The sequence below is a fragment of the Nitrincola nitratireducens genome (genome assembly GCF_000585235.1).
GTDB classification, from domain to species: Bacteria; Pseudomonadota; Gammaproteobacteria; order Pseudomonadales; family Balneatricaceae; genus Nitrincola; species Nitrincola alkalisediminis.
The window spans coordinates 39,805-61,280 of sequence record NZ_AONB01000014.1 but is presented as its reverse complement, the minus strand read 5'-3'; the positions used below and the strand labels follow the sequence as shown (position 1 = coordinate 61,280).

The window sequence follows — 21,476 nt, the reverse complement described above, 5'->3', positions numbered from 1 at the left end:
AGCTTAGCCAAAACGGATCCTAGATGGGGATGGGTATTGATTAAATAGAGCTTAGCCCTCTTATCGTAACGCCACTCTTCAGAAATTGATGAAGAGTGGCGTCAATCTCTGCGAGCTTAAGAAGCATCATCGGTCTTAAAATGCTCTTCCTGCATCATGTGACCCAGCTTACCCATTTTGGTTTGCAAATAGTGTTCATTGTGACGATTTTTGCCGACTTGCAGTGGAACCCTTTCAGCCACGGGCACGCCTGCCAACTCCAACGCTTTGACTTTACGCGGGTTATTGGTCATTAACCGCACAGACTCAACGCCCAAATGGCGCATCATCGGCAAACAGATTGAATAGTCGCGCATATCCGCCGCAAACCCTAACTGTTCGTTGGCTTCAACCGTGTCGGCACCACCATCTTGCAGGTGATAGGCTTTGATTTTATTTAACAGGCCAATCCCTCGCCCTTCCTGCCTTAAATAAAATAAGACACCTCGACCTTCTTCTGAAATACGACGCAAAGCCTCTTGCAACTGAAAACCACAATCACAACGTAAACTGAACAGTGCATCACCAGTCAAACATTCAGAATGCATTCGCGCAAGAACAGGCTCGGCTCCAGTAACGTCACCGCACACCAAGGCCACATGCTCTTTACCGGTTGCAGTATCATCAAAACCGACCATGGTGAACACACCCCAAGGGGTAGGCAATTTAGACTGAGCAACAAATTCTATTGACAAGGGGATATCCTGTTAAGAAAAAACAACCAGCAACAGCTGAATAACAATTAAGGCATAGACACCTGCGATCACATCATCAAGCATGATGCCCATACCACCCGCAACGCGTTTATCAACCCAAGCAATCGGCCAGGGTTTCCAAATATCAAACAACCGGAACAATAAAAAGCCAATCAGCACCCAGATCCACTCCGCGGGTACCGCAAAGAGCGCGATCCAAAGCCCGACAAACTCATCCCAAACAATGCCACCATGATCGTGAACCCCTATGTCATCAGAGGTCACATGGCAGAGCCAAACCCCTACAATGAAGGCCACGAACAACACCAGTAAATAGGCATCTGTGGATAAATGGCTTAACCCCCACCATAAAGGGACGGCAGCCAAGGTGCCAAAAGTACCTGGAGCGACAGGTGCAGCACCACTGCCAAAACCAAATGCCAAAAAGTGCACAGGATTGGACCAAACAGATGCAGGGGTCTTAGCCATTTGAACTCCTAAAATGATCGTAACCATCGTGTGTATAGTGAACCTGATGCCCATTCTCATAAACAGTCAAGGCAGGGGTCTCCGTAATCACACCCACACAGGTTAAGGGAATCGACAATGCCTGCGCTGTACGCTGACATTGCGCCCAGTGCTCGGATGGCAGGGTCAAACAAAGTTCAAAATCCTCTCCACCCGTTAATGCCCATTGCCGTGCAAGCGCGGGGCTGCCAGCAAACGCCAGCAGCTCTTGAGATAACAGAATGGCATCTGTGTCAATCCGAGCTCCAACCTGACTGGCGTCAAGAATATGTTTCAGGTCGGCCAAAAAGCATCGGAAATATCAATCGCACTGTGAGCAAAGGGAGCCAACGCGCGCGCCAGCTCCACCCTCGGTGTCGGGGCATAAAACCGTTGGCGTAGATGAGCAATACTTGACGTATCGGGCTCATTTTTTAATAAAGACTCTAAGCCCCCTTTGCTTTCACCCAAATATCCCGTGACCGCAATAATGTCACCAACCTGCGCACCCGAACGCTTTAATGCCAAATCAGGCTCGACAAACCCATGAACCTGAACACTCAATGTTAAAGGTCCTCGAGTTGTGTCACCACCGACCAGTTGTATCCCTAAACCTCTCGCCGTTTCAGCCAGACATGCAGCAAAGGGCTCTAACCAGTCTTGATCAAAGCTCGGCATTGAAAGGGCCAGGGTAAACCAAGCCGGCGTTGCAGCCATGGCCGCCAAGTCACTCACGGCCGCGCACAGCAACCTTGAGGCTACTTTATCCCCCGGCGTCCCTGGCAAGAAATGCACGCCCTCAACCAGCGTGTCAATTGACACCGCCAGTAACTGCCCTGCTGGAGGGCATAAAAGCGCACAGTCATCACCTATGCCTAAATAGACACTCGGGTCACTTAATGATTCCCGCGCAAAATAACGACGAATCAGGTCAAACTCACCCATCAGGAATGACGTCTAGCCACGATTTCAGCCGAACGCGCCTTTTGTGCCAATTTATCCAGAACACCGTTCACATAGCGATGACTATCCGTGGCGCCGAATATTTTTGCCAGCTCTACACTTTCGTTAATGGCCACTCGGTAAGGGACATCTAAACGATGGATTAACTCATAGGCACCGATTCTCAAAACCGCTAATTCAACGGGATCCAAATCCTCGACTGAGCGATCGATAAACAATGAGAAGGCTTCATCCAAGGCTCTGGCCTCGTTCGAAACGCCTTGCAACAACTGACTGAACAATTTCACATCCGTATCGGACATGTCATTGTTCACCCGAAACTGAGCTTCAATTTCATTGATCGGCATCCCCGCCATTTGCCACTGATAGAGTGCTTGCAAGGCATAACTACGGGCATTACGACGCATGTCCGTCATGGATGTCTTGGCTTTCTTTACGGGCTTATCCTGATCGGCTGAATCACTCATGCTACTCACGCCTCTAATTGACGCATCAAACTGACCATTTCGAGTGCTGACATTGCTGCTTCAGCCCCTTTATTGCCGGCCTTGGTGCCAGAACGTTCAATCGCTTGCTCAATGGAATTGACCGTTAAAATTCCGTTGGCAACCGGAATATCGAAATCCATCATTACTTGTGCGACACCTTTGGAGCTTTCTGCCGATACGTATTCAAAATGCGGCGTTCCTCCCCGAATCACAGCACCCAGCGCGATGATGGCATCGTCTTTCTTTTGTGATGCGATTTTTTTAACGGCCAACGGAATTTCAAATGCACCGGGTACACGAACGATACGGATGTTCTCATCCTTAACCCCATGACGCTTAAGTGTATCGAGAGCACCTTGTAACAAACTCTCAACAACAAATGCATTAAAACGTCCAACTACGATGGCATATTGACCATCCGCACTGACAAAATCACCTTCGTATACTTTCACAGACATAGCTTCTCTTTCCGTCATTAATTCTGGTATGGGATGTATTCTTCAATCTCAAGGTCAAAACCCGAAATTGCATTAAACTTCATGGGCGAACTCAGTAAACGTATTTTACTTACACCCAAGTCTCTTAAAATCTGCGACCCTGTGCCCACCGTGAGATAAGCGCCCGATGCACTGACGTTCACCTTAGAGGAAACACGTTGATGCTGTTTATTGACCAGTTGATCGACAGCAACACCCAGATCGATTCGGTGTCCGGTATCCAACAGCAGAACCACACCCTTCCCTTCTTCAGAGACGCGTCTCAAGGCTCGGCGCATCGTCCATTTAGTCTCATCGCCTGGCTGTACACCGACGACATCACGAAGCACTTCCGAGCGAATGTGCACACGAACCAACGTTGGCTCTTGAGCAGAGATTTCACCTTGATACAGGGCTAGATGTGTGCAGTTTTTAATTTCGTCTTTATAGGTAACAAAATTAAAATCACCATATTCTGTTGGCAACACACCTTCACTCTCACGCGCGATTGTGTGCTCGTTTAGGGTTCGGTAATGGATCAGGTCTGCGATGGTTCCGATTTTTAACCCATGCTTAGTTGCAAACTTTTCTAAGTCTGGACGGCGCGCCATACTGCCGTCATCATTCATGACTTCAACGATCACCGATGCAGGCGTCAGACCCGCCAAGCGCGCCAGATCACAACCAGCCTCCGTATGACCTGCACGACTTAAAACACCACCAGGCTGCGCCATTAATGGAAAGATATGTCCCGGCTGTACGATATCATCGGGTTTGGCATCTTTTTTAACCGCTGCATGCACCGTATGCGCACGATCCGCTGCAGATATTCCCGTTGTAACGCCAGACGCCGCTTCAATTGACATGGTAAAGTTCGTCGAGAACTGGGCACCGTTGCTCTGCACCATCAATGGCAACTGCAACTGTTCGCAGCGCTCACGCGTGAGCGTTAGACAAATCAAACCTCTTGCATGCGTTGCCATGAAATTAATGTCTTCCGGCCGCACTTTTTCCGCCGCGATGACAAGATCGCCTTCATTTTCACGATCTTCATCGTCCATCAGAATAACCATTTTACCCTGACGTATATCTTCAATAATCTCTTCGGGGCTGTTCAGCTCCATGATTGACTCCACAACGCTCAACGGCGTGATAAATAACCCTGTTCAGCCAGTTTTTCCATGGTCAGACCTGTGTCTGATGGCTCATGATCCTGATGACTTGCAGAGAGAAGACGCTCCAGATATCGAGCAATCAAATCCACTTCAAGATGTACTTTACGACCCGCCGTGTAACCATCAATAATGGTTTCTTTAGCGGTATGAGGGACTATATTGAGCCCAAAGCAGTCATTATCAACCGTATTCACAGTTAAACTCACACCGTCTACGGTAATGGATCCTTTAGCAGCAATGTACCGTTGCAGGGAGGCCGGGGCGCGCAGCGTAAAGCGTATTGAACGCGCATCATCATGGCGCTCCACCACTTCGCCAACACCGTCCACATGGCCGCTGACAAGATGCCCTCCAAGGCGGCTCGTGGGCATTAATGCTTTTTCGAGATTCACTTTTTCGCCGACTTTCAGCAGGTCAAAACGGGTATGCGCCAGCGTTTCACGTGAGACATCAGCCACAAAACCATCACCGGGTAGCTGCACGGCCGTTAAGCAAACGCCATTCACCGCAATACTGTCGCCTAATTTAACATCGGCTAGATCTAACTGCCCCGTGCGAAGGTACAATTGCATATCACCTTCTCGCATTTGGATATCGGCAACCTGACCCACCGCCTCTATTATACCTGTAAACATTCTTACTACTCCGAAAGAAAACGCCATGTCATACGCATATCTTGACCGATCAGACGACAATCATCCAACGCTAAACGCTTTTGATCCTTCATTTGCGTCAAAGGCAGCGTCATTAGCGGGCGAGCGTCGCTCCCCAATAACGTCGGTGCCATATAGACCAGCAGCTCATCCACACAGTTGGCCTCAACAAAGGCACCCACTAAATGCGCCCCCGCTTCAACCAAGACTTCATTGATCTGATACACCTCAGCCAAATGCGTCAGCAAGGACACCAGATCCATCCGATTCTCGACGGTGTTGAGCTGAAGGGTCGTGCAGTGGGTCGGCCAACCCTCTGTTTTTGTAACCGATGATGACGTGACATGCAAAATCGGGCCGGTTGACTGTAGCATTTTCGCGGTCACGGGCATTCGCCCTTGACTGTCCAAGACGACACGCAAAGGCTGCGGCAAATCCGTGCCAATCCGAACCGTCAGCTCAGGATCATCAGCCAACACAGTGCCGATCCCCGTGATGATCGCAGCGCTTCGCGCACGCCATTGCTGAACATCCTGACGCGCATCAGCTCCCGTAATCCATTTGGATTCGCCACTTTGCATGGCTGTTCGGCCATCCAAACTCATCGCCATTTTGACACGAACATAGGGCAAGCCTTTTTCCATTCGCTTAATAAAGCCTGGATTAAGGGCACGCGCTTCAGACTCTAGCAACCCTGAGCTAACCTCAATGCCAGCCTGCTTGAGCTTTTCCAACCCCCGCCCAGCAACTAGTGGATTCGGGTCCGTCATTGCAGCCACCACGCGACTCACGCCCGCATTAATTAACGCATCGGCACAAGGAGGCGTCCGACCAAAATGACTGCAAGGCTCCAACGTGACGTAGGCCGTTGCGCCTTTCGCACGTTCTCCTGCCATGGCAAGCGCTAAGGCTTCGGCGTGGGGTGAACCGGCTTTTGCATGGAAGGCCTCGGCCACAACGGCATTATCTCGCACTAAGACACAACCAACGCGCGGGTTAGGATGGGTTGTAAACAAACCATTTTTTGCCAACCGTATTGCTTGAGCCATGTAGCGATAGTCATCTGCGCTAAACATACGAATCACGTGTTTGAAGGAATGAAATTAAAGTCGGACATTGTCACTGCCCTGCTGATCCTCTTCAAGATCAAGCTGTCCGTCTTTTTGTAAGGAGAGACGATCAATTTCGCGGCGAAACTCGTCTATATCTTGGAAACAACGATAGACCGAAGCAAAACGAACATAAGCCACCTGATCCAGCTTGCGCAGCTCAGCCATTACGGCTTCGCCCACTTGGCGAGAGGGCAACTCCCGCTCCCCTGCCGCGCGTAAGCGGTGCTTAATTCGTGTTAAGCAGGCTTCGACATCCTCAACACTGACAGGGCGCTTTTCAAGCGCACGCTGAATACCTGCACGCAGCTTATCTTCATCAAAGGGCTGACGCGTGCCATCGGTTTTTACCACCTTCGGCATCAACAGTTCAGCTACCTCAAAGGTCGTGAAGCGCTCATGGCAGCTGATGCACTCTCGGCGACGACGGATTTGCTGCCCCTCGCAACAAGCGAGAGTCAACAACTTTGGTTTCATTGGCGCCACAAAATGGACAGTGCATGCATGCCTCAAAGCTAAAGAGCGTTGCTAATGCCGGCCGTTCGCCGGCACAGACTTAATTATAAACAGGGAAACGAGCACAGATGGCTTTAACCTGCTCTTTTACCCTTTCAATCGTACTTTCATTGTTGATATCGTCAAGAATATCACAAATCCATCCAGCCAACTCAGTTACTTCAGCCTCTTTGAAGCCACGACGCGTCACAGCTGGTGTGCCAATACGCAGACCTGATGTCACAAAGGGTGAACGTGGATCATTCGGTACAGAGTTTTTATTGACTGTAATGTTAGCACGACCAAGGGCCGCATCGGCATCTTTTCCGGTCACATCTTTTTTGATTAGATCAACCAGGAACAAGTGGTCATCCGTTCCACCCGATACGATATCAATACCGCGCTCTAGGAAAACCTTGACCATGGCTTGAGCATTTTTAACAACCTGTGCTTGATAGGCTTTCCACTCAGGCTCCATCGCTTCTTTAAAGCAAACAGCCTTCGCTGCAATAACATGCATTAAAGGGCCGCCCTGAGACTCAGGAAAAACAGCAAAGTTAAGTTTTTTCTGCAGCTCTTCATCAGCACGCGCAGACAAAATCAAACCACCGCGTGGACCACCGAGGGTTTTATGCGTTGTTGTGGTGACCACATCGGCGAAAGGTAACGGCGATGGGTAGACACCTGCGGCAACCAAACCTGCGATGTGCGCCATATCGACAAACAAATACGCACCGACTTTGTCTGCGATATCGCGGAAACGCTGCCAATCAATCACACGAGAGTACGCCGAAAACCCGGCGATGATCATACGGGGTTTATGCTCTAGCGCCAGCGCTTCAACCTGCGCATAATCCAGCTCACCCACTTCATTCAATCCGTACTGAACGGCATTGTAAATACGGCCCGAGAAAGACACCGCCGCACCATGGGTTAAATGTCCACCATGTGCCAAGCTCATGCCTAAAATGGTATCACCGGGCTTACACAGGGCCATGAAGACAGCGCCGTTGGCTTGAGAACCTGAGTGTGGCTGTACGTTGGCATAGGTTGCACCAAACAAGGCTTTTGCACGATCAATTGCTAAGTCTTCGACAACATCAACATACTCGCAACCACCGTAGTAACGCTTACCAGGGTAGCCTTCTGCGTATTTATTGGTGAGTTCAGAGCCTTGCGCCTGCATAACGCGCGGGCTGGTGTAGTTTTCTGATGCGATCAGCTCAATGTGCTCTTCTTGACGCGTCGCTTCTGACTGCATCGCGGCCCATAGATCCGGATCATAACCGGCAATTGTCATCTCTTTGCTGAACATGGCTTTCCTCTGAATATAAGCGCTAGCATCCGTAAACGGGACACCTCTTTAAAGTGCATCATTATAGTACAAAATCTTTACGTTCTGCACATGAAAGCGGGTCAGGTTTGCATGAGTAATTAGCATTCAGCCTAGCCAAGAGGTAGAATTCAAGACTATATTTCCCGTAACCCATAAACAACAGCAGGCATTGTCTGATGGCTCAGTACGTTTACAGCATGAATCGCGTGGGTAAAGTTGTCCCACCCAAGCGCGAAATTCTCAAAGACATTTCATTATCGTTTTTTCCTGGTGCCAAAATTGGCGTACTGGGTCTTAACGGCTCTGGTAAGTCCTCCTTACTCAAAATCATGGCCGGTGTAGATCAAGAATACATTGGTGAAGCACGCCCCATGCCAGGCATCAAAGTAGGCTACCTCCCCCAGGAGCCGGAACTGGATGACAGCAAAACCGTTCGCGAGATCATTGAAGAGGCCGTGGCTGATGTGAAATCAGCCCTCTCCGAACTTGATGCGGTGTACGCCGCCTATGCCGATCCCGATGCCGATTTTGATGCGTTGGCTAAAAAGCAAGGCGAGCTTGAAAACCTCATTCAAGCCAAAGACGGCCATAACCTAGATAATGCGCTTGAACGTGCCGCGGACGCCCTTCGCCTTCCACCTTGGGATGCAAAAGTCGGTGTTTTATCTGGGGGTGAACGTCGCCGTGTGGCACTCTGCCGCTTACTGCTCGACAATCCTGACATGCTACTCCTCGACGAGCCCACCAACCATTTGGATGCTGAGTCGATTGCATGGATTGAGCGCTTTTTACAGGAATACCCAGGCACCGTAGTGGCCATTACCCATGACCGTTACTTCCTCGACAACGCGGCCGGCTGGATTCTGGAGCTAGACCGTGGACGCGGTATTCCGTATGAAGGCAACTATTCGTCTTGGCTTGAGCAAAAAGATCAACGTCTAGCCATCGAAGCCAAGCAAGAAGCCTCTCACCGCAAAGCGATTCAAGCGGAGTTAGAGTGGGTACGCCAAGGTGCCAAGGGACGTCAAGCCAAGTCAAAGTCTCGTTTGAAGCAGTTTGAGGAAATGAACTCACGTGAGTTCCAACAACGCAACGAAACGCAAGAAATCTACATTCCACCCGGACCTCGCTTAGGCGACAAGGTGATTGAGCTCCATAATGTCACCAAGTCCTATGGTGACAAGCTGTTGTTTGAAAACCTAAGCCTGTCCATTCCGCCCGGTGCCATTGTCGGTATTATTGGTCCAAACGGTGCGGGTAAATCAACGCTATTTCGCATGATTAGCGGCGAAGAAAAACCGGATTCAGGCGAAATCGAACTCGGAAGCACCGTCAAACTGGCCTATGTTAACCAGTCACGCGAACTTGAGGGCGACAAAACGGTTTTTGAAGAGATCTCGGATGGTCAAGACATCATCACCGTTGGCACCTATCAGACCCCAGCACGTGCGTACTGTGGTCGCTTCAACTTCAAAGGCTCGGATCAGCAGAAGTTTGTCAAAGACCTATCAGGGGGTGAGCGCAACCGCTTGCACATGGCGAAACTGCTGAAAGAAGGCGGCAACGTTCTCTTACTCGATGAGCCAACCAACGATCTTGACGTTGAAACACTGCGCGCACTTGAAGAGGCCATTCTGGCCTTCCCAGGATCAGCCGTGGTTATTTCGCATGACCGCTGGTTCCTAGACCGTGTCTGCACACATATGATTGCCTATGAGGGTGAGTCGAAGGTTGCCTTCTTTGAAGGCAACTACACCGAATACGCTGAAGACTATCGCAAGCGTTATGGTAAAGACCATCAACCTGAGCGCATTAAATATAAGCGAATGACATGATTACGCCGTACCCGATGGGTATAGAACAGTTCGCCTAGCACTACAAGGGTCTGATGATAGGACGAAACGTCTTTACATCAGACCCTTCGTAATTAAAACAATGCATCTAACCGAACAGTCTAGATATACGAAACACAATTCATCGTCTAGAATGTGATTTAGAACTTGGCAAAAAGGTAGCTGAACGTGAGCAATATTCTCAATGACCGTCGTCGCTTCACACGCATTCACTTTGACGCAGAGTGTGAGGTTCATTTTACGGGCAGAGCAATCGTTATGCAGCTCGTCGACATTTCGTTTCGCGGTGCATTACTGACCTGCAAAGAGACACTCAATCTATCGCTGGCCGAACCCGCCGAGCTTTGCATTTACTTAGCGAACGACATCTTAATTAAAATGCAAGTTTCGCTTTCCACTCGCGAGCATCCTCACTATGGTTTCGTCATTGAGGAAATAGACATAGATAGCATGTCGCATCTGCGTCGTTTAGTTGAGCTTAACTTAGGGGACGAGACATTGTTAGAACGAGAGCTCGAGCAAATGATTCTCGATGAATCTCAAATATGATCCAGTGCATCAGATAATCGCGAAACACCAATAACCTGCAAGCCCGCGATTGGTTCTTTAGGCACATTTGCTTTGGGAACAATTGCACGTTTGAACCCATGTTTAGCTGCTTCTCGTATGCGCTCTTGGCCATTAGGCACCGGACGAATTTCACCCGACAGCCCCACCTCACCAAACACAATCAAATCTTGCGACAACGCCTGATCGCGAAAGCTGGAAACGATGGCCAGCAATAGTGCGAGATCCGCGCTCGTTTCGAGCACCTTAACGCCACCAACAACATTGACAAAGACGTCCTGATCACCCGTCATCAAACCACCATGACGATTCAACACAGCTAACAGCATCGCTAAGCGGTTCTGTTCAAGGCCCACCGCTACGCGGCGCGGATTCGACACATGAGACGTATCCACCAGAGCCTGCAGCTCAACAAGCAAGGGACGCGTTCCCTCCCAAACCACCATCACGACACTTCCTGCGCTCACCTCCTCCCCGCGACTCAAGAAGATCGAACTGGGATTGCGAACCTCTTTGAGGCCGGTTTCGAGCATGGCAAAGACACCCAATTCATTGACGGCCCCAAAGCGATTTTTATGGCTTCTCAAGGTACGAAAACGACTGTCTGAAGACCCCTCAAGCTGCAATGAGCAATCAATCATATGCTCGAGCACCTTAGGTCCCGCCAGAGAGCCATCTTTTGTGACATGTCCGACCAAGAACAATACGGTGCCTGTTTGCTTAGCAAAACGTGTCAAATAGGCAGCTGATTCCCTCACCTGAGACACAGAGCCAGGTGCCGATTGAACATCCGCCATATGCATCACTTGTATTGAATCAATGACCATCACTTTGGGCTGCAATTGCATGGCGACATCGCAAATCGTTTCAACCGAGGTTTCAGACAACATCTTAAGATGATCGGCTTTTAAACCCAGCCGTGCCGCCCTCATCGCGACCTGCTGCAAGGACTCCTCGCCCGTGACATAGAGTGCCGGATACTGCATCGCCAAATGACACAGCGTTTGTAGCAGCAGCGTACTCTTGCCTGCACCTGGATGGCCACCAATGAGCACCGCCGAACCCGGCACTAAACCGCCACCTAATACACGATCCAGTTCTCCCGCTCCCGATGATATGCGCGGCATCTCGGCCAAATTCACATCACCTAAGTTAATCACGCGCTGAGCCGTTTTATTTCCGGCAGAGCCCGTCGCCCCAGCATACCCATCAAAGCGTGCACCCCGCGAAGTCGACGACGCAGCAACGCTACTTAAACGCACTTCAGTTAACGTATTCCATGCCTGACACGCCGTACACTGCCCCTGCCATTTTGAATATTCAGCACCACAGTCATTGCACACATATGCCGTCTTCGCTTTGGCCACGTAACCCTTCCTGATTTAGTTTGCTTGCAGTTGGTGAACGCGCTGCACAGCGCGCTCATATGCCACGTCGGTCTCGTCAATCGAACCCACACAAAAGTTAAGATCCGTGATCAAACCATCGTTTAAACTGTAAATCCAACCATGCACTGTCAACTCCTGACCACGCGCCCAGGCTTCACGTACAACCGTGGTATTGCAAACGTTTTCAGCTTGCTCGATTACGTTCAATTCACACATACGATCAAATTGCTGATCACTCGCCTGCCAATCACCTATGACCTCTCGATGCTTCGCATAGACATCACGGATATGCCCCAGCCAATTATCAATCAAGCCATGCGCATGACCATCCAATGAGGCTTTTACCCCCCCGCAACCGTAATGACCCACAACCATAACGTGTTTTACTTTTAAGACCTGAACGGCATACTGCAAAACAGATAAGCAATTCATATCCGTATGAATCACTAGGTTCGATACATTGCGATGAACAAACAGTTCACCCGGTAACAGATCTACAATTTCATTTGCCGGAACGCGACTGTCAGAACAGCCAATCCATAAATACTCGGGAGCCTGTTGTGCGGCTAACGTCGGAAAAAATTCAGGGCTCTCTTCCCGAATACGTGCAGACCACTCCTGATTACTTTTGAATAGCTGACTGAGTTTTTTCATTGAAAATAATGCCCCATAGTATTAAGACGTATGATATTGGGCGCTAAGCTCATGCACAGCATCGACAAAAACACCTGCATGCTCGGGATTAACAAATTGATGAATACCATGGCCCAAATTAAAGACATGACCTGTACCAGAACCGTAACGCTGAAGAATATCCGCAACCTCAGCACGTATCCGCGCAGGCGACGCATATAAAACCGACGGATCCATATTGCCCTGCAAAGCAACCTGTTGCCCCACACGACGACGTGCATCATCAATATGCGTTGTCCAATCCAAACCTAACGCATCGGCCCCCGTTTTTGCCATGACCTCTAACCATTGTCCACCATTTTTTGTGAACAATATGACCGGAATTCGACGTCCTTCATGCTCACGAATCAGGCCTTTTACGATCTGTTCCATATACGCCAACGAAAAGGTCTTGTACATTTCTGGACTAAGCACTCCACCCCAGGTATCAAAAATCTGGACGGCCTGAGCACCGCTGCGAATTTGCTCATTCAAATAGTCGGTCACAGACAACGCCAGCTTGTGTAGCAACGCATGCATGACATCGGGCGTGGCATACATCATTTCTTTTATATGACGGAAATCTTTGCTCGACCCACCTTCAACCATATAGGTTGCCAAGGTCCAAGGGCTACCCGAGAAACCGATCAAGGGCACGCGACCGTTCAACGCCGAACGAATGGTTTTAACTGCATTCATCACGTAATCCAGATCACTGGCCGCCTTGGGTACAGGCAAAGCAGCAACATCCGCTTCGGTGCGCAGCACTTTTTTGAAGCGCGGACCTTCCCCAGCTTCAAAGTAAAGACCCAACCCCATTGCATCCGGAATGGTCAAGATATCGGAAAAAAGAATTGCCGCGTCTAGATCGTATCGCTCTAAAGGCTGCAGCGTCACTTCACACGCCAGCTCAGGGTTTTTACACAGACTCATAAAGTCTCCGGCCTGTGCTCGTGTTGCTTTGTACTCGGGTAAGTAACGCCCAGCTTGGCGCATCATCCACACAGGGGTAACGTCAACAGGCTCACGCAACAAAGCTCTTAAAAAACGATCATTTTTCAATTCGGACATAGGGAAAAAATCCTATTTCTAAGCAATAATGAATTTGCGCACATTGTACCCTTTTCGTGAACAAAAAGGGGAAGGAAAACGCTGGACAGTCACAAACACGACGATGGTAGGATGCAAATTAGACTTGTTATCCCTAACCACTTATTATGGGATCATTAGTTTGATATTGTTCTATTCAAACACCCGATGCCGATGTCCTTATTATGGTAAAGAAAGCCGAAGTCGTCAGTTTGCCCGAAAAGGCTGACCATCATGATCACAGTTACCACCAACTTGTATTTGGTTTGCAAGGGGCAACTGAGTTTGATGTCGCTGGGGCCGCACAGCCCGTCAGCTTAGGGCAAGGGTGTGTTTTACCCTGTTCAACTGATCACGCCTTCTGGGGCATGGGTGATAATCAAATTATCGTCATTAACCTACCCATCCAAGCGGAAGATCCGTCTTTACAAAAACGCATTGACCTACTCTTCAAGCAATCAAAATTTATCAACTGCAGCAGCGAGCTGCAGATTCTAATCAGTGCGCTTAGCCGCGAAATGCAACAAAGCCCGAACGACCCGTTTCTGCAAAGCGCCTGCAGTCACACAATTGTCTGCGCACTGCAACGACACCTCGAACAGCAAACACCCTATCCGGCTCGCTTTTACGGTCGGATTAATATGTCACTGATCGATAGTTACATCGACCTTCACATTGATCGTAAAATTCTGGTCAGCGAATTAGCAGGATTGGTGTTTTTAAGTTGCAGTCAGTTTTTTGACCGATTTCGTGAGCAAACAGGAAAAACACCCCAGCAATACGTTCTCAATCGACGTTTTGATGCGGCACTGAAAGCACTGACAGAAACACGAGAGCCGCTTGCACAAATTGCCAGTCGTTTTGGATTTGCCAATCAAAGCGCGTTAACACGTGCCTTTAGCCAACACCTCAACATTTCCCCTGCCCGTTATCGAAAACAGTTTTCTCTGGCATCGGAGAATACGCCAAAAACTCCGTAGAAACTGGCAAGACCTGAACTAGCTTTTATTATTAGAGTGTCGCCATTGTCGGTTATCAGCAACATTTAGCTTGCTGACACTAAATTCTGAGGGTTGCACTATGTTTAAAGCAAGCAATGTTCTTGATTCGACCTGGGTTAACCAGTCGACGTCAGAGATCTGGTCATCTATCTCTCCTCTTTACTCCATTGATGAAGACACTTGGCTAAGAGAGTTAATGCCTTTAGCCAAGCCCAAGGATCAAGAGTTGCAAAAAGCGGAGCAATTGGCAACGTCCTTAATTGAACAGGTGAGAGCCGACGGCGATGCCATTCACATGATTGATGCACTCCTACTGGAGTACAGCTTAGATACAAAAGAAGGCATTCTTTTAATGTGTCTAGCCGAAGCCCTCATGCGTATTCCGGATGCCGACACGGCAGACGCCCTGATTCGAGACAAACTCAGTGTTGCCGACTGGAAAAAACACTTACGTAACTCTGAATCCCTGTTGGTCAATGCCTCTACTTGGGGACTGTTACTGACAGGTAAAGTTGTGACCATGGATGAGCGTGAAGATGGCTCACCAGCCGGCATTATTAATCGCTTAGTCAATCGCATGAGCGAGCCTGTTATTCGTGCGGCTATGCAACAGGCCATGAAAGTCATGGGCCACCAATTTGTTCTCGGGCGCACGATCAGTGAAGCATGAAGCGCGGTTCTGATTATCGCAAGAAAGGCTATACTTACTCCTTTGACATGCTAGGTGAAGCAGCCCTGACCGCAAAAGATGCTCAGAAGTACTTTAATGACTATATGAGCGCCATCGAGTTCACAGGCAACTTCCAAGACCCGAAAGCGAAAGGGCCTAGACCGAGCATCTCCATCAAGCTATCTGCTTTACACCCCCGTTATGAAGTCGGCCAAGAACACCGTGTCATGACCGAACTCTACGATCGTGTTCTGACGTTAATTCAAAAAGCGCGTTCATTGAACGTCGCGATCACCGTTGATGCTGAAGAGATGGATCGTTTGGAGATGTCTCTTCATCTCTTCGAAAAACTGATTCGCAGTGAAGCTTGTCAAGGCTGGGGCGGTTTTGGTTTAGTTGTTCAGGCCTATTCAAAGCGGGCGTTACCCGTTTTGGCATGGCTGAATGCGCTGGCGCGTGAAGTGGGCAATATCATCCCTGTACGACTGGTGAAAGGCGCTTACTGGGACAGCGAAATCAAGCTTTGCCAGCAGCGTGGTTTGAGTGGATACCCCGTCTACACCCGCAAAGAAGCCACCGATGTGTCCTACTTAGCCTGCGCACGCTTTTTGTTAAGCGAGTCAGTACGTGGCAACATTTGGCCACAATTTGCCAGCCACAACGCACATACTGTTGCCAGCATCTTGACACTCGCATCACACAGAGATTTCGAATTCCAGCGCCTGCACGGCATGGGCGATGCCCTGTATGATCGAGTGTTGACCCAATCCGGCGTCACGGTTCGGATCTACGCACCCGTGGGCAGCCATAAAGATTTGCTACCCTATTTGGTTCGCCGCTTGCTGGAAAATGGCGCAAACAGCTCATTTGTCCATCGCCTTGTCGACGCGCGCTGTCCAATTTCGGAATTGGTGCAACATCCTTGGACGACTCTCAACAGCCGTCAAACGCTGCACAACCCGAACATTCCCTTACCTTCAGCCATTTTTCACGATCGTAAGAACTCGTTTAGCCCGAACATTGAAATTGAAAGTGAATGGCTGCCCTTCCGTGACAGCGTGCAGTCGTTTTTTACCAAGCGCTGGTCCGCTCAGGCACTGATTAACGGACAACCTCACTCAGGTCTCCCAAGCCATGCCGTGATCGCCCCACACAATCACAGCATTCAGGTAGGAGAAGTCAGCTTTGCCAATGCTGAACTCGTCGCACTCGCGATCACAGCGGCACAAGAGGGCTACGAGACTTGGAAAACCACCTCGGCCCACACACGAGCGGATGCTCTACGCCGCTTGGGCGACCTGCTTGAAGAAAACCTTGCCGAGCTTGTCGCGCTTTGCCATCTTGAAGCAGGCAAAACAATTCAAGATGCGATAGATGAGGTTCGTGAAGCGGTCGATTTTTGTCGCTACTATGCCAATGAAGCCGAGCGCATCAGCGACGCCCCCATGATGCTAAAAGACATCGATGGTCATGCACGTCCTTGGCAACGTCAAGGTCGCGGCATAATTGTTTGCATCAGCCTTGGAACTTCCCGCTGGCAATTTTCTTGGGTCAAGTCACCGCCGCTCTGGTAGCGGGCAACAGTGTGATTGCTAAGCCCGCCGAGCAAACCAGCTTAATTGCCTACCGAGCCACAGAGCTGATGCTTGAAGCAGGCATCCCCGCCAATGTCATCACATTGCTGCCGGGCGATGGCGCAGGGGTGGGAGCGCCTCTGACAAGTAACGTAAACATCAATGGCGTTGCTTTCACAGGCTCTACCGAAACCGCGCAAATCATTAACCGCTCTCTGGCTGCAAGAGGATGCGCACCCGTTCCGTTTATCGCCGAAACAGGCGGCCAAAATGCCATGATCGTCGATTCAACCGCCTTACCCGAACAGGTCGTCAATGATGCTGTTTTATCCGGCTTTGCATCGGCAGGTCAACGCTGTTCAGCGCTACGGGTATTATGTGTGCAAGCCGATATTGCCGATCGGATCGTCGAGCTTTTACAAGGGGCAATGGCAGAGCTGACCGTTGGTGATCCTAGACTGCATCAGACAGACGTTGGTCCTGTGATTGATGCCGAGGCACAAACGGGATTATTGAACCATATTGAAGCCATGAAAAAGAGCGCTAAGCTTTTAGGGCAAACGCCCCTAAGCCCTACCTGCCAGGAAGGCACATTTGTCGCACCTACGGCATTTGAAATTCGTGCCCTCAGCGAGCTCGGACGTGAACAATTTGGCCCGATCATTCACCTGCTGCGATTTAAGGCAAGTGAAATGGACAACTTAATTGATCAAATCAATGCATCTGGGTATGGCCTCACCCTTGGTATTCATACCCGAAATGAGCGCACCGCAGCACACATCGAATCCCGTGTACGTGTGGGCAACTGCTATATTAACCGCAATCAAATCGGCGCAAGTGTCGGCGTCCAACCCTTTGGAGGGCAAGGCTTGTCCGGTACAGGTCCAAAGGCCGGTGGCCCACACTATGTTCAACGCTTTACCGAATTAAGACTTGTTGAGGAGCTGCACTAATGGCTAGCCTATCCGATAACCGAATTGCAAATGCGCTGTCTGCTTGGGATGCATGGAATCATCAAGGGTTTATTAAGCGCAGTGAACGTTTACAGAAAATACACACACAAATCCCGCAAGCAAACGATGTCAGAAGCGTTGGCCTTCTCAAGCACTTGCTGGAGCAAGCCGCAACGCTTGAACAAATTACGACCTTGCCAGGGCCAACAGGTGAAAGCAACGAGCTATATTTGAATGGACGTGGTATTTGTTTAGTCTGCGCCGATGGAGCATCGACCTATACGGCCTTTTTGGGTCAAGTCTTTGCAGCTCTCGTTGCGGGCAATGCCGTATTGCTGCACTGGCCTGAAGAACAAGCCTGGTGTGAACAACTGGCCAGACTCCTTCACCAAGCCGGTGTTCCTGAGCCTATTTTGCAAGCGGTCTCGGATTTGACGCTGAATCAGGCACTAGCGCTTGATCATTTAGCTGTATTTGCGTGCGTCTTACCGATGAGTCGAGTAATCGAACTGAATGCCTTAATCGCTAAGCGCTCTGGTCTACTCGTACAGGTGGTCGCCGAAACCGATCCTGTGCAATGCACAGCGCTTCTTCAACCCGATCATTTGTCACGTTTTGTCACCGAACGCACACGTACCATCAACACCACCGCCGTCGGTGGTAATGCCACCCTACTCGAACTGGGCAGCAGCGCTGTCTGATTAGAGACCCTACTTGATTTAGTCCTCAAGTTTTAGCCATCCTCGGATGGCTTTTTTACTTGCGAACTTCAGCTCATTAAGGCAAGGTTAGGTCATCGTATGACTGGACGCCCAGACCCTAAACAAAATGGACAAATGCTCTTTTTTACTCAAGCCTTTATTAGCTCTGTTGCTCGTATTCACTACGCTAGCCTTCCATGTACATGCAAGTTTGCTAAACACAGAAGAGCGAGCGTTTATTGATAAGCATGGTCCTATCTCATTAGCCGTAATGTATGACTTCATCCCCTTTTCGTTTGTTGAAAATGGACAACACACAGGCCTAGTTGCCGACCTTGTACAACTCCTCGAAAACAAAGCCGATATTCAATTCAAGATCGAAATTGACGAATGGGCCAACAACCTTCATAAGCTTGAAGAAAAACAAGTAGATGCGATTGCCGATATTTCCTATCGCCCGAATCGTGCTCACTTTTCTTTATTCACCACCCCGTATTTTGAGATACCAACCGTTATTTTCACGCGGGCCGATTTTGGGGGCTACCGCGGTCTTGAGGATTTTTCGGGCAAACGAGTAGGTGTGCTCAACAATATTTTTTACTTGGATTTATTACAGGCCTTGCCTGGTATTGAAGTCGTAGAATTTCCAGACTATGAACACCTGATCAAAGCCGTGGCCTTTGGCTCCATTGACGCATCCATTCAAAATTTAACTTCAGCCCAACACTATGCCACTCGTCATGCATTAACCAATATTCGAGTAGCAGGTGAGTTCCGCATTGGCGGCGTAGGTCGAGAAGATTTACGCTTTGGCGTACAACCCGAACGGGTCATAATCCACGATATCTTACAGAAGGCAATGGATGCCATTACGCCCGATGAGTGGCGGCAGCTCAGCCAACGCTGGACCGATGTTGTGACCTTAGAGCGTATCAAGCAACAAACTTTAGCACTTAGCCCTGAAGAACGTGAGTACGTCCGACAAAACCCCGTTATTCGTGTCCAAAACGAAACCAGCTTCGAGCCTTACAATTACAATGAAAACGGCTTTCCTACAGGACACTCCATCGACCTGATTCGCTTGCTGGCTGCACGCGTGGGTTTAGAGGTCGAACCTGTTTCCGGGCATAGCTGGAGTGATTTCATGCAAATGATGTCCGACGGTAAACTTGACGTCATGATGAACATTGCGCCCAACGAATCTCGCCAAGAAATCATGGAATTTACAGGTCCATACATTCGCCTCGCTCAGGCGGTTTATCAGCATAAAGATCACCTCCCCATTCAACGTCCCGAGGACTTCATCGGCAAAACACTGGCGCTTCCAGATGCGTTTTACAACTATGAGTTTTTCAAAAACCAACCTGACATTCAGGTCATCCCAACCGAGGATAGCATCGCAGCGCTCATTCTCGTCAGTACACAAGAAGCCGATGCGACCTTAGAGCTGCTGAGTGTTGCTAACCATCTGTCAACAAAATATGGCATTCCTGATTTACGTTCAAATAGCTTACAAGACACACGTTTTGGTCGCCCGATTCCCCTCCATATTGGCGTACGTAAAGATGACCCGATGCTGAAAACCCTTCTTCAAAAGTCAATGGATGCTTTAACAGAACAAGAGAAAAGAGAGCTGCAAGAGCGTTGGATTTCACGTACTCATGCCTCAGCCCACCATGTTCATTTAACTCGTGAAGAACTTGAATGGCTGGATCAGATACCTGCCTTAAGAATCTGCGCTATTAGTGAACGCATGCCCTATGAGCGCATCGATCAGAATGGACAATACTATGGCGCGATCGCGGATATTATCGAAGTGTTAAAGAATAACGCAGGCCTCACGACACGACTGAGTCGACAACCACACTGGCAGGCCGCCTTAGATGCCTTAGAGAACAATCTATGTGACTTCATTGCAAATGCCCCCTCTATCGACGGTCATCAACCGAGCGTTTCCATTACTTCCAGCTATTACGAGACCCCCATTGTCATTGCCACTCGCCAAGATGCATTTTTTATCAACAACCTTGATCAAACTAAAGATCAAACCTTTGCAGTCCTCGCGTTTAGTGAAATTGAGGCATTGATCCGCTCACGCTTTCCGGACACGAAGCTGGTTTCTTACCCAAGCGCTGAGGCGGGATTGGATGCCGTGCGTAAATACGAGGTCTTTGGATACATCGATAGCCTACCTTCACTGGGCAATAGCCTGAATCGCTCAGGTCGAGACAATTTAAAAATTGGTGGACAACTGGATATTGCCTATCAGTTTCACTTTGCCGTGCAATCTCAACACCAACTCCTACTCGACCTGCTCAACAAGGCACTTCTATCCATTACCGATGAAACCAAAGCCCAAATTGAACAGCGATGGATGCAAATTGCGATCAGCAAGCCTGCCGACTATCGACTCATATGGCAGATAGGCGTCGTTGCATTGTTGATTATTATCGCGTTCATTATCTGGAACATTAAACTGGCCAAGTTGAACATTAGAGTGCAACGCGCCAACACCCAGCTGTTAGAAGTGCAACGAGAACTTGAAATCAAAAACCGCCAGTTAGAGCAATTGGCCATCACCGATCGTCTCACCCGCTTGTATAACCGAATGCGCCTTGAAAAGGCCTTTGAGGAGATGATTGACGAGTCAGAAAAAACGAGACGTATTTTTTCCGTTCTGCTGATGGATATCGACTTTTTTAAGCGAGTCAATGACACCTACGGCCACTTATGTGGAGATGCGGTACTAACCGACATTGCCTCGATATTGAAAGGCCATTGCTCAGCCAACGCAACACTTGCGCGCTGGGGAGGAGAAGAATTTATGGTTATTTGCCCAGATATGACCTTGGATGAAGCGACAACACATGCGGATATGCTTCGACAGTTAATTGCTGATCATCAATTCCCAGACGTCGGAAGCTGTACGGTTAGTATTGGTGTGACCCAGTGGCAATTGGGGGACAAGCAAAAGAGCCTTACGCTTAGGGCAGATACGGCTTTGTATCATGCGAAAGAGCAAGGGCGGAATCGGGTTTGTGCTTTAGAAGCAGGACAGAAAGCATGAAACGT

General features: G+C 49.3%; 18 protein-coding genes and 2 pseudogenes. 6 read left to right on the top strand and 14 right to left on the bottom strand.

What is annotated here, in order from left to right; all coding sequences use genetic code 11:
* Positions 1 to 116: 116 nt before the first annotated feature.
* The 11 genes and pseudogenes from ribA to glyA all read right to left on the bottom strand — a co-directional run bounded on the left by ribA (position 117) and on the right by glyA (position 7,915).
* Entirely contained in the window at positions 117 to 734 is a 618-nt protein-coding gene (gene ribA / locus D791_RS12325; protein ID WP_036512081.1) for a GTP cyclohydrolase II, read from the bottom strand.
* A 12-nt stretch (positions 735 to 746) separates the two neighbouring features.
* Positions 747 to 1,223 carry a phosphatidylglycerophosphatase A family protein gene (locus D791_RS12320; RefSeq protein ID WP_036512079.1) on the bottom strand — a complete coding sequence of 159 codons (477 nt, stop codon included), beginning with the start codon at positions 1,221 to 1,223 and terminating at the stop codon, positions 747 to 749.
* Positions 1,216 to 1,548: a hypothetical protein gene (locus D791_RS21020; RefSeq protein WP_237748631.1), complete on the bottom strand. Its 333-nt coding sequence runs from the start codon at positions 1,546 to 1,548 to the stop codon at positions 1,216 to 1,218. Before D791_RS21020 ends, D791_RS12320 begins: the two co-directional genes overlap by 8 nt.
* The gene (gene thiL, locus D791_RS12315; RefSeq protein WP_237748630.1) at positions 1,536 to 2,186 is read right to left on the bottom strand and encodes a thiamine-phosphate kinase; all 651 of its coding nucleotides are present in this window, start codon (positions 2,184 to 2,186) and stop codon (positions 1,536 to 1,538) included. Before thiL ends, D791_RS21020 begins: the two co-directional genes overlap by 13 nt.
* Positions 2,186 to 2,671, bottom strand: a complete 486-nt coding sequence (nusB, locus tag D791_RS12310) for a transcription antitermination factor NusB (RefSeq protein ID WP_036512073.1) — start codon at positions 2,669 to 2,671, stop codon at positions 2,186 to 2,188. Before nusB ends, thiL begins: the two co-directional genes overlap by 1 nt.
* 5 nt (positions 2,672 to 2,676) lie before the next feature.
* On the bottom strand, positions 2,677 to 3,150 hold the full coding sequence (gene ribH, locus D791_RS12305) for a 6,7-dimethyl-8-ribityllumazine synthase (protein WP_036512071.1): 474 nt from the start codon (positions 3,148 to 3,150) through the stop codon (positions 2,677 to 2,679).
* 17 nt (positions 3,151 to 3,167) lie between these two features.
* Positions 3,168 to 4,292 carry a bifunctional 3,4-dihydroxy-2-butanone-4-phosphate synthase/GTP cyclohydrolase II gene (gene ribBA, locus D791_RS12300; RefSeq protein WP_036512069.1) on the bottom strand — a complete coding sequence of 375 codons (1,125 nt, stop codon included), beginning with the start codon at positions 4,290 to 4,292 and terminating at the stop codon, positions 3,168 to 3,170.
* 17 nt (positions 4,293 to 4,309) lie between these two features.
* Positions 4,310 to 4,978, bottom strand: coding sequence for a riboflavin synthase (locus tag D791_RS12295; RefSeq protein ID WP_036512067.1), 669 nt, complete (start codon positions 4,976 to 4,978; stop codon positions 4,310 to 4,312).
* A 5-nt stretch (positions 4,979 to 4,983) separates the two neighbouring features.
* Positions 4,984 to 6,072, bottom strand: a complete 1,089-nt coding sequence (gene ribD, locus D791_RS12290; RefSeq protein WP_036512065.1) for a bifunctional diaminohydroxyphosphoribosylaminopyrimidine deaminase/5-amino-6-(5-phosphoribosylamino)uracil reductase RibD — start codon at positions 6,070 to 6,072, stop codon at positions 4,984 to 4,986.
* A gap of 27 nt (positions 6,073 to 6,099) precedes the next feature.
* A pseudogene (gene nrdR, locus D791_RS12285) lies at positions 6,100 to 6,607 on the bottom strand (transcriptional regulator NrdR).
* Positions 6,608 to 6,661: 54 nt separating this feature from the next.
* Positions 6,662 to 7,915: a serine hydroxymethyltransferase gene (gene glyA, locus D791_RS12280; RefSeq protein WP_036512063.1), complete on the bottom strand. Its 1,254-nt coding sequence runs from the start codon at positions 7,913 to 7,915 to the stop codon at positions 6,662 to 6,664.
* Between the two features lie 197 nt (positions 7,916 to 8,112).
* Between glyA and ettA the strand changes: the two genes are divergently transcribed.
* Together ettA and D791_RS12270 are read left to right on the top strand one after the other, a co-directional pair.
* Complete coding sequence (gene ettA / locus D791_RS12275) at positions 8,113 to 9,771, top strand: energy-dependent translational throttle protein EttA (RefSeq protein ID WP_036512061.1); 1,659 nt, start codon at positions 8,113 to 8,115, stop codon at positions 9,769 to 9,771.
* Positions 9,772 to 9,957: 186 nt separating this feature from the next.
* A complete protein-coding gene (locus D791_RS12270; RefSeq protein WP_036512059.1) occupies positions 9,958 to 10,338 on the top strand; it encodes a PilZ domain-containing protein in 381 nt (126 codons plus the stop codon).
* Here the strand turns inward: D791_RS12270 and radA are convergent.
* Genes radA through hemE form a run of 3 tightly spaced genes read right to left on the bottom strand, consistent with a single transcriptional unit; the run spans position 10,329 to position 13,487 of the window.
* Positions 10,329 to 11,723 carry a DNA repair protein RadA gene (radA, locus tag D791_RS12265; RefSeq protein ID WP_036512056.1) on the bottom strand — a complete coding sequence of 465 codons (1,395 nt, stop codon included), beginning with the start codon at positions 11,721 to 11,723 and terminating at the stop codon, positions 10,329 to 10,331. The genes D791_RS12270 and radA overlap by 10 nt on opposite strands.
* A 15-nt stretch (positions 11,724 to 11,738) precedes the next feature.
* Positions 11,739 to 12,398, bottom strand: coding sequence for a carbonate dehydratase (can, locus tag D791_RS12260; protein WP_036512050.1), 660 nt, complete (start codon positions 12,396 to 12,398; stop codon positions 11,739 to 11,741).
* Positions 12,399 to 12,419: 21 nt separating this feature from the next.
* Complete coding sequence (gene hemE / locus D791_RS12255; RefSeq protein ID WP_036512049.1) at positions 12,420 to 13,487, bottom strand: uroporphyrinogen decarboxylase; 1,068 nt, start codon at positions 13,485 to 13,487, stop codon at positions 12,420 to 12,422.
* Between the two features lie 203 nt (positions 13,488 to 13,690).
* Between hemE and D791_RS12250 the strand changes: the two genes are divergently transcribed.
* The 4 genes and pseudogenes from D791_RS12250 to D791_RS12235 all read left to right on the top strand — a co-directional run bounded on the left by D791_RS12250 (position 13,691) and on the right by D791_RS12235 (position 21,471).
* Positions 13,691 to 14,485, top strand: coding sequence for a helix-turn-helix domain-containing protein (locus D791_RS12250; protein WP_036512047.1), 795 nt, complete (start codon positions 13,691 to 13,693; stop codon positions 14,483 to 14,485).
* A 100-nt stretch (positions 14,486 to 14,585) separates the two neighbouring features.
* Positions 14,586 to 17,703 (top strand): annotated as a pseudogene (gene putA, locus D791_RS12245) (bifunctional proline dehydrogenase/L-glutamate gamma-semialdehyde dehydrogenase PutA).
* A complete protein-coding gene (locus tag D791_RS12240) occupies positions 17,703 to 18,404 on the top strand; it encodes a hypothetical protein (RefSeq protein WP_036512045.1) in 702 nt (233 codons plus the stop codon). The pseudogene putA and the gene D791_RS12240 overlap by 1 nt, the downstream one beginning before the upstream one ends.
* 211 nt (positions 18,405 to 18,615) lie before the next feature.
* Entirely contained in the window at positions 18,616 to 21,471 is a 2,856-nt protein-coding gene (locus tag D791_RS12235; protein ID WP_162149944.1) for a transporter substrate-binding domain-containing diguanylate cyclase, read from the top strand.
* Positions 21,472 to 21,476: the final 5 nt, after the last annotated feature.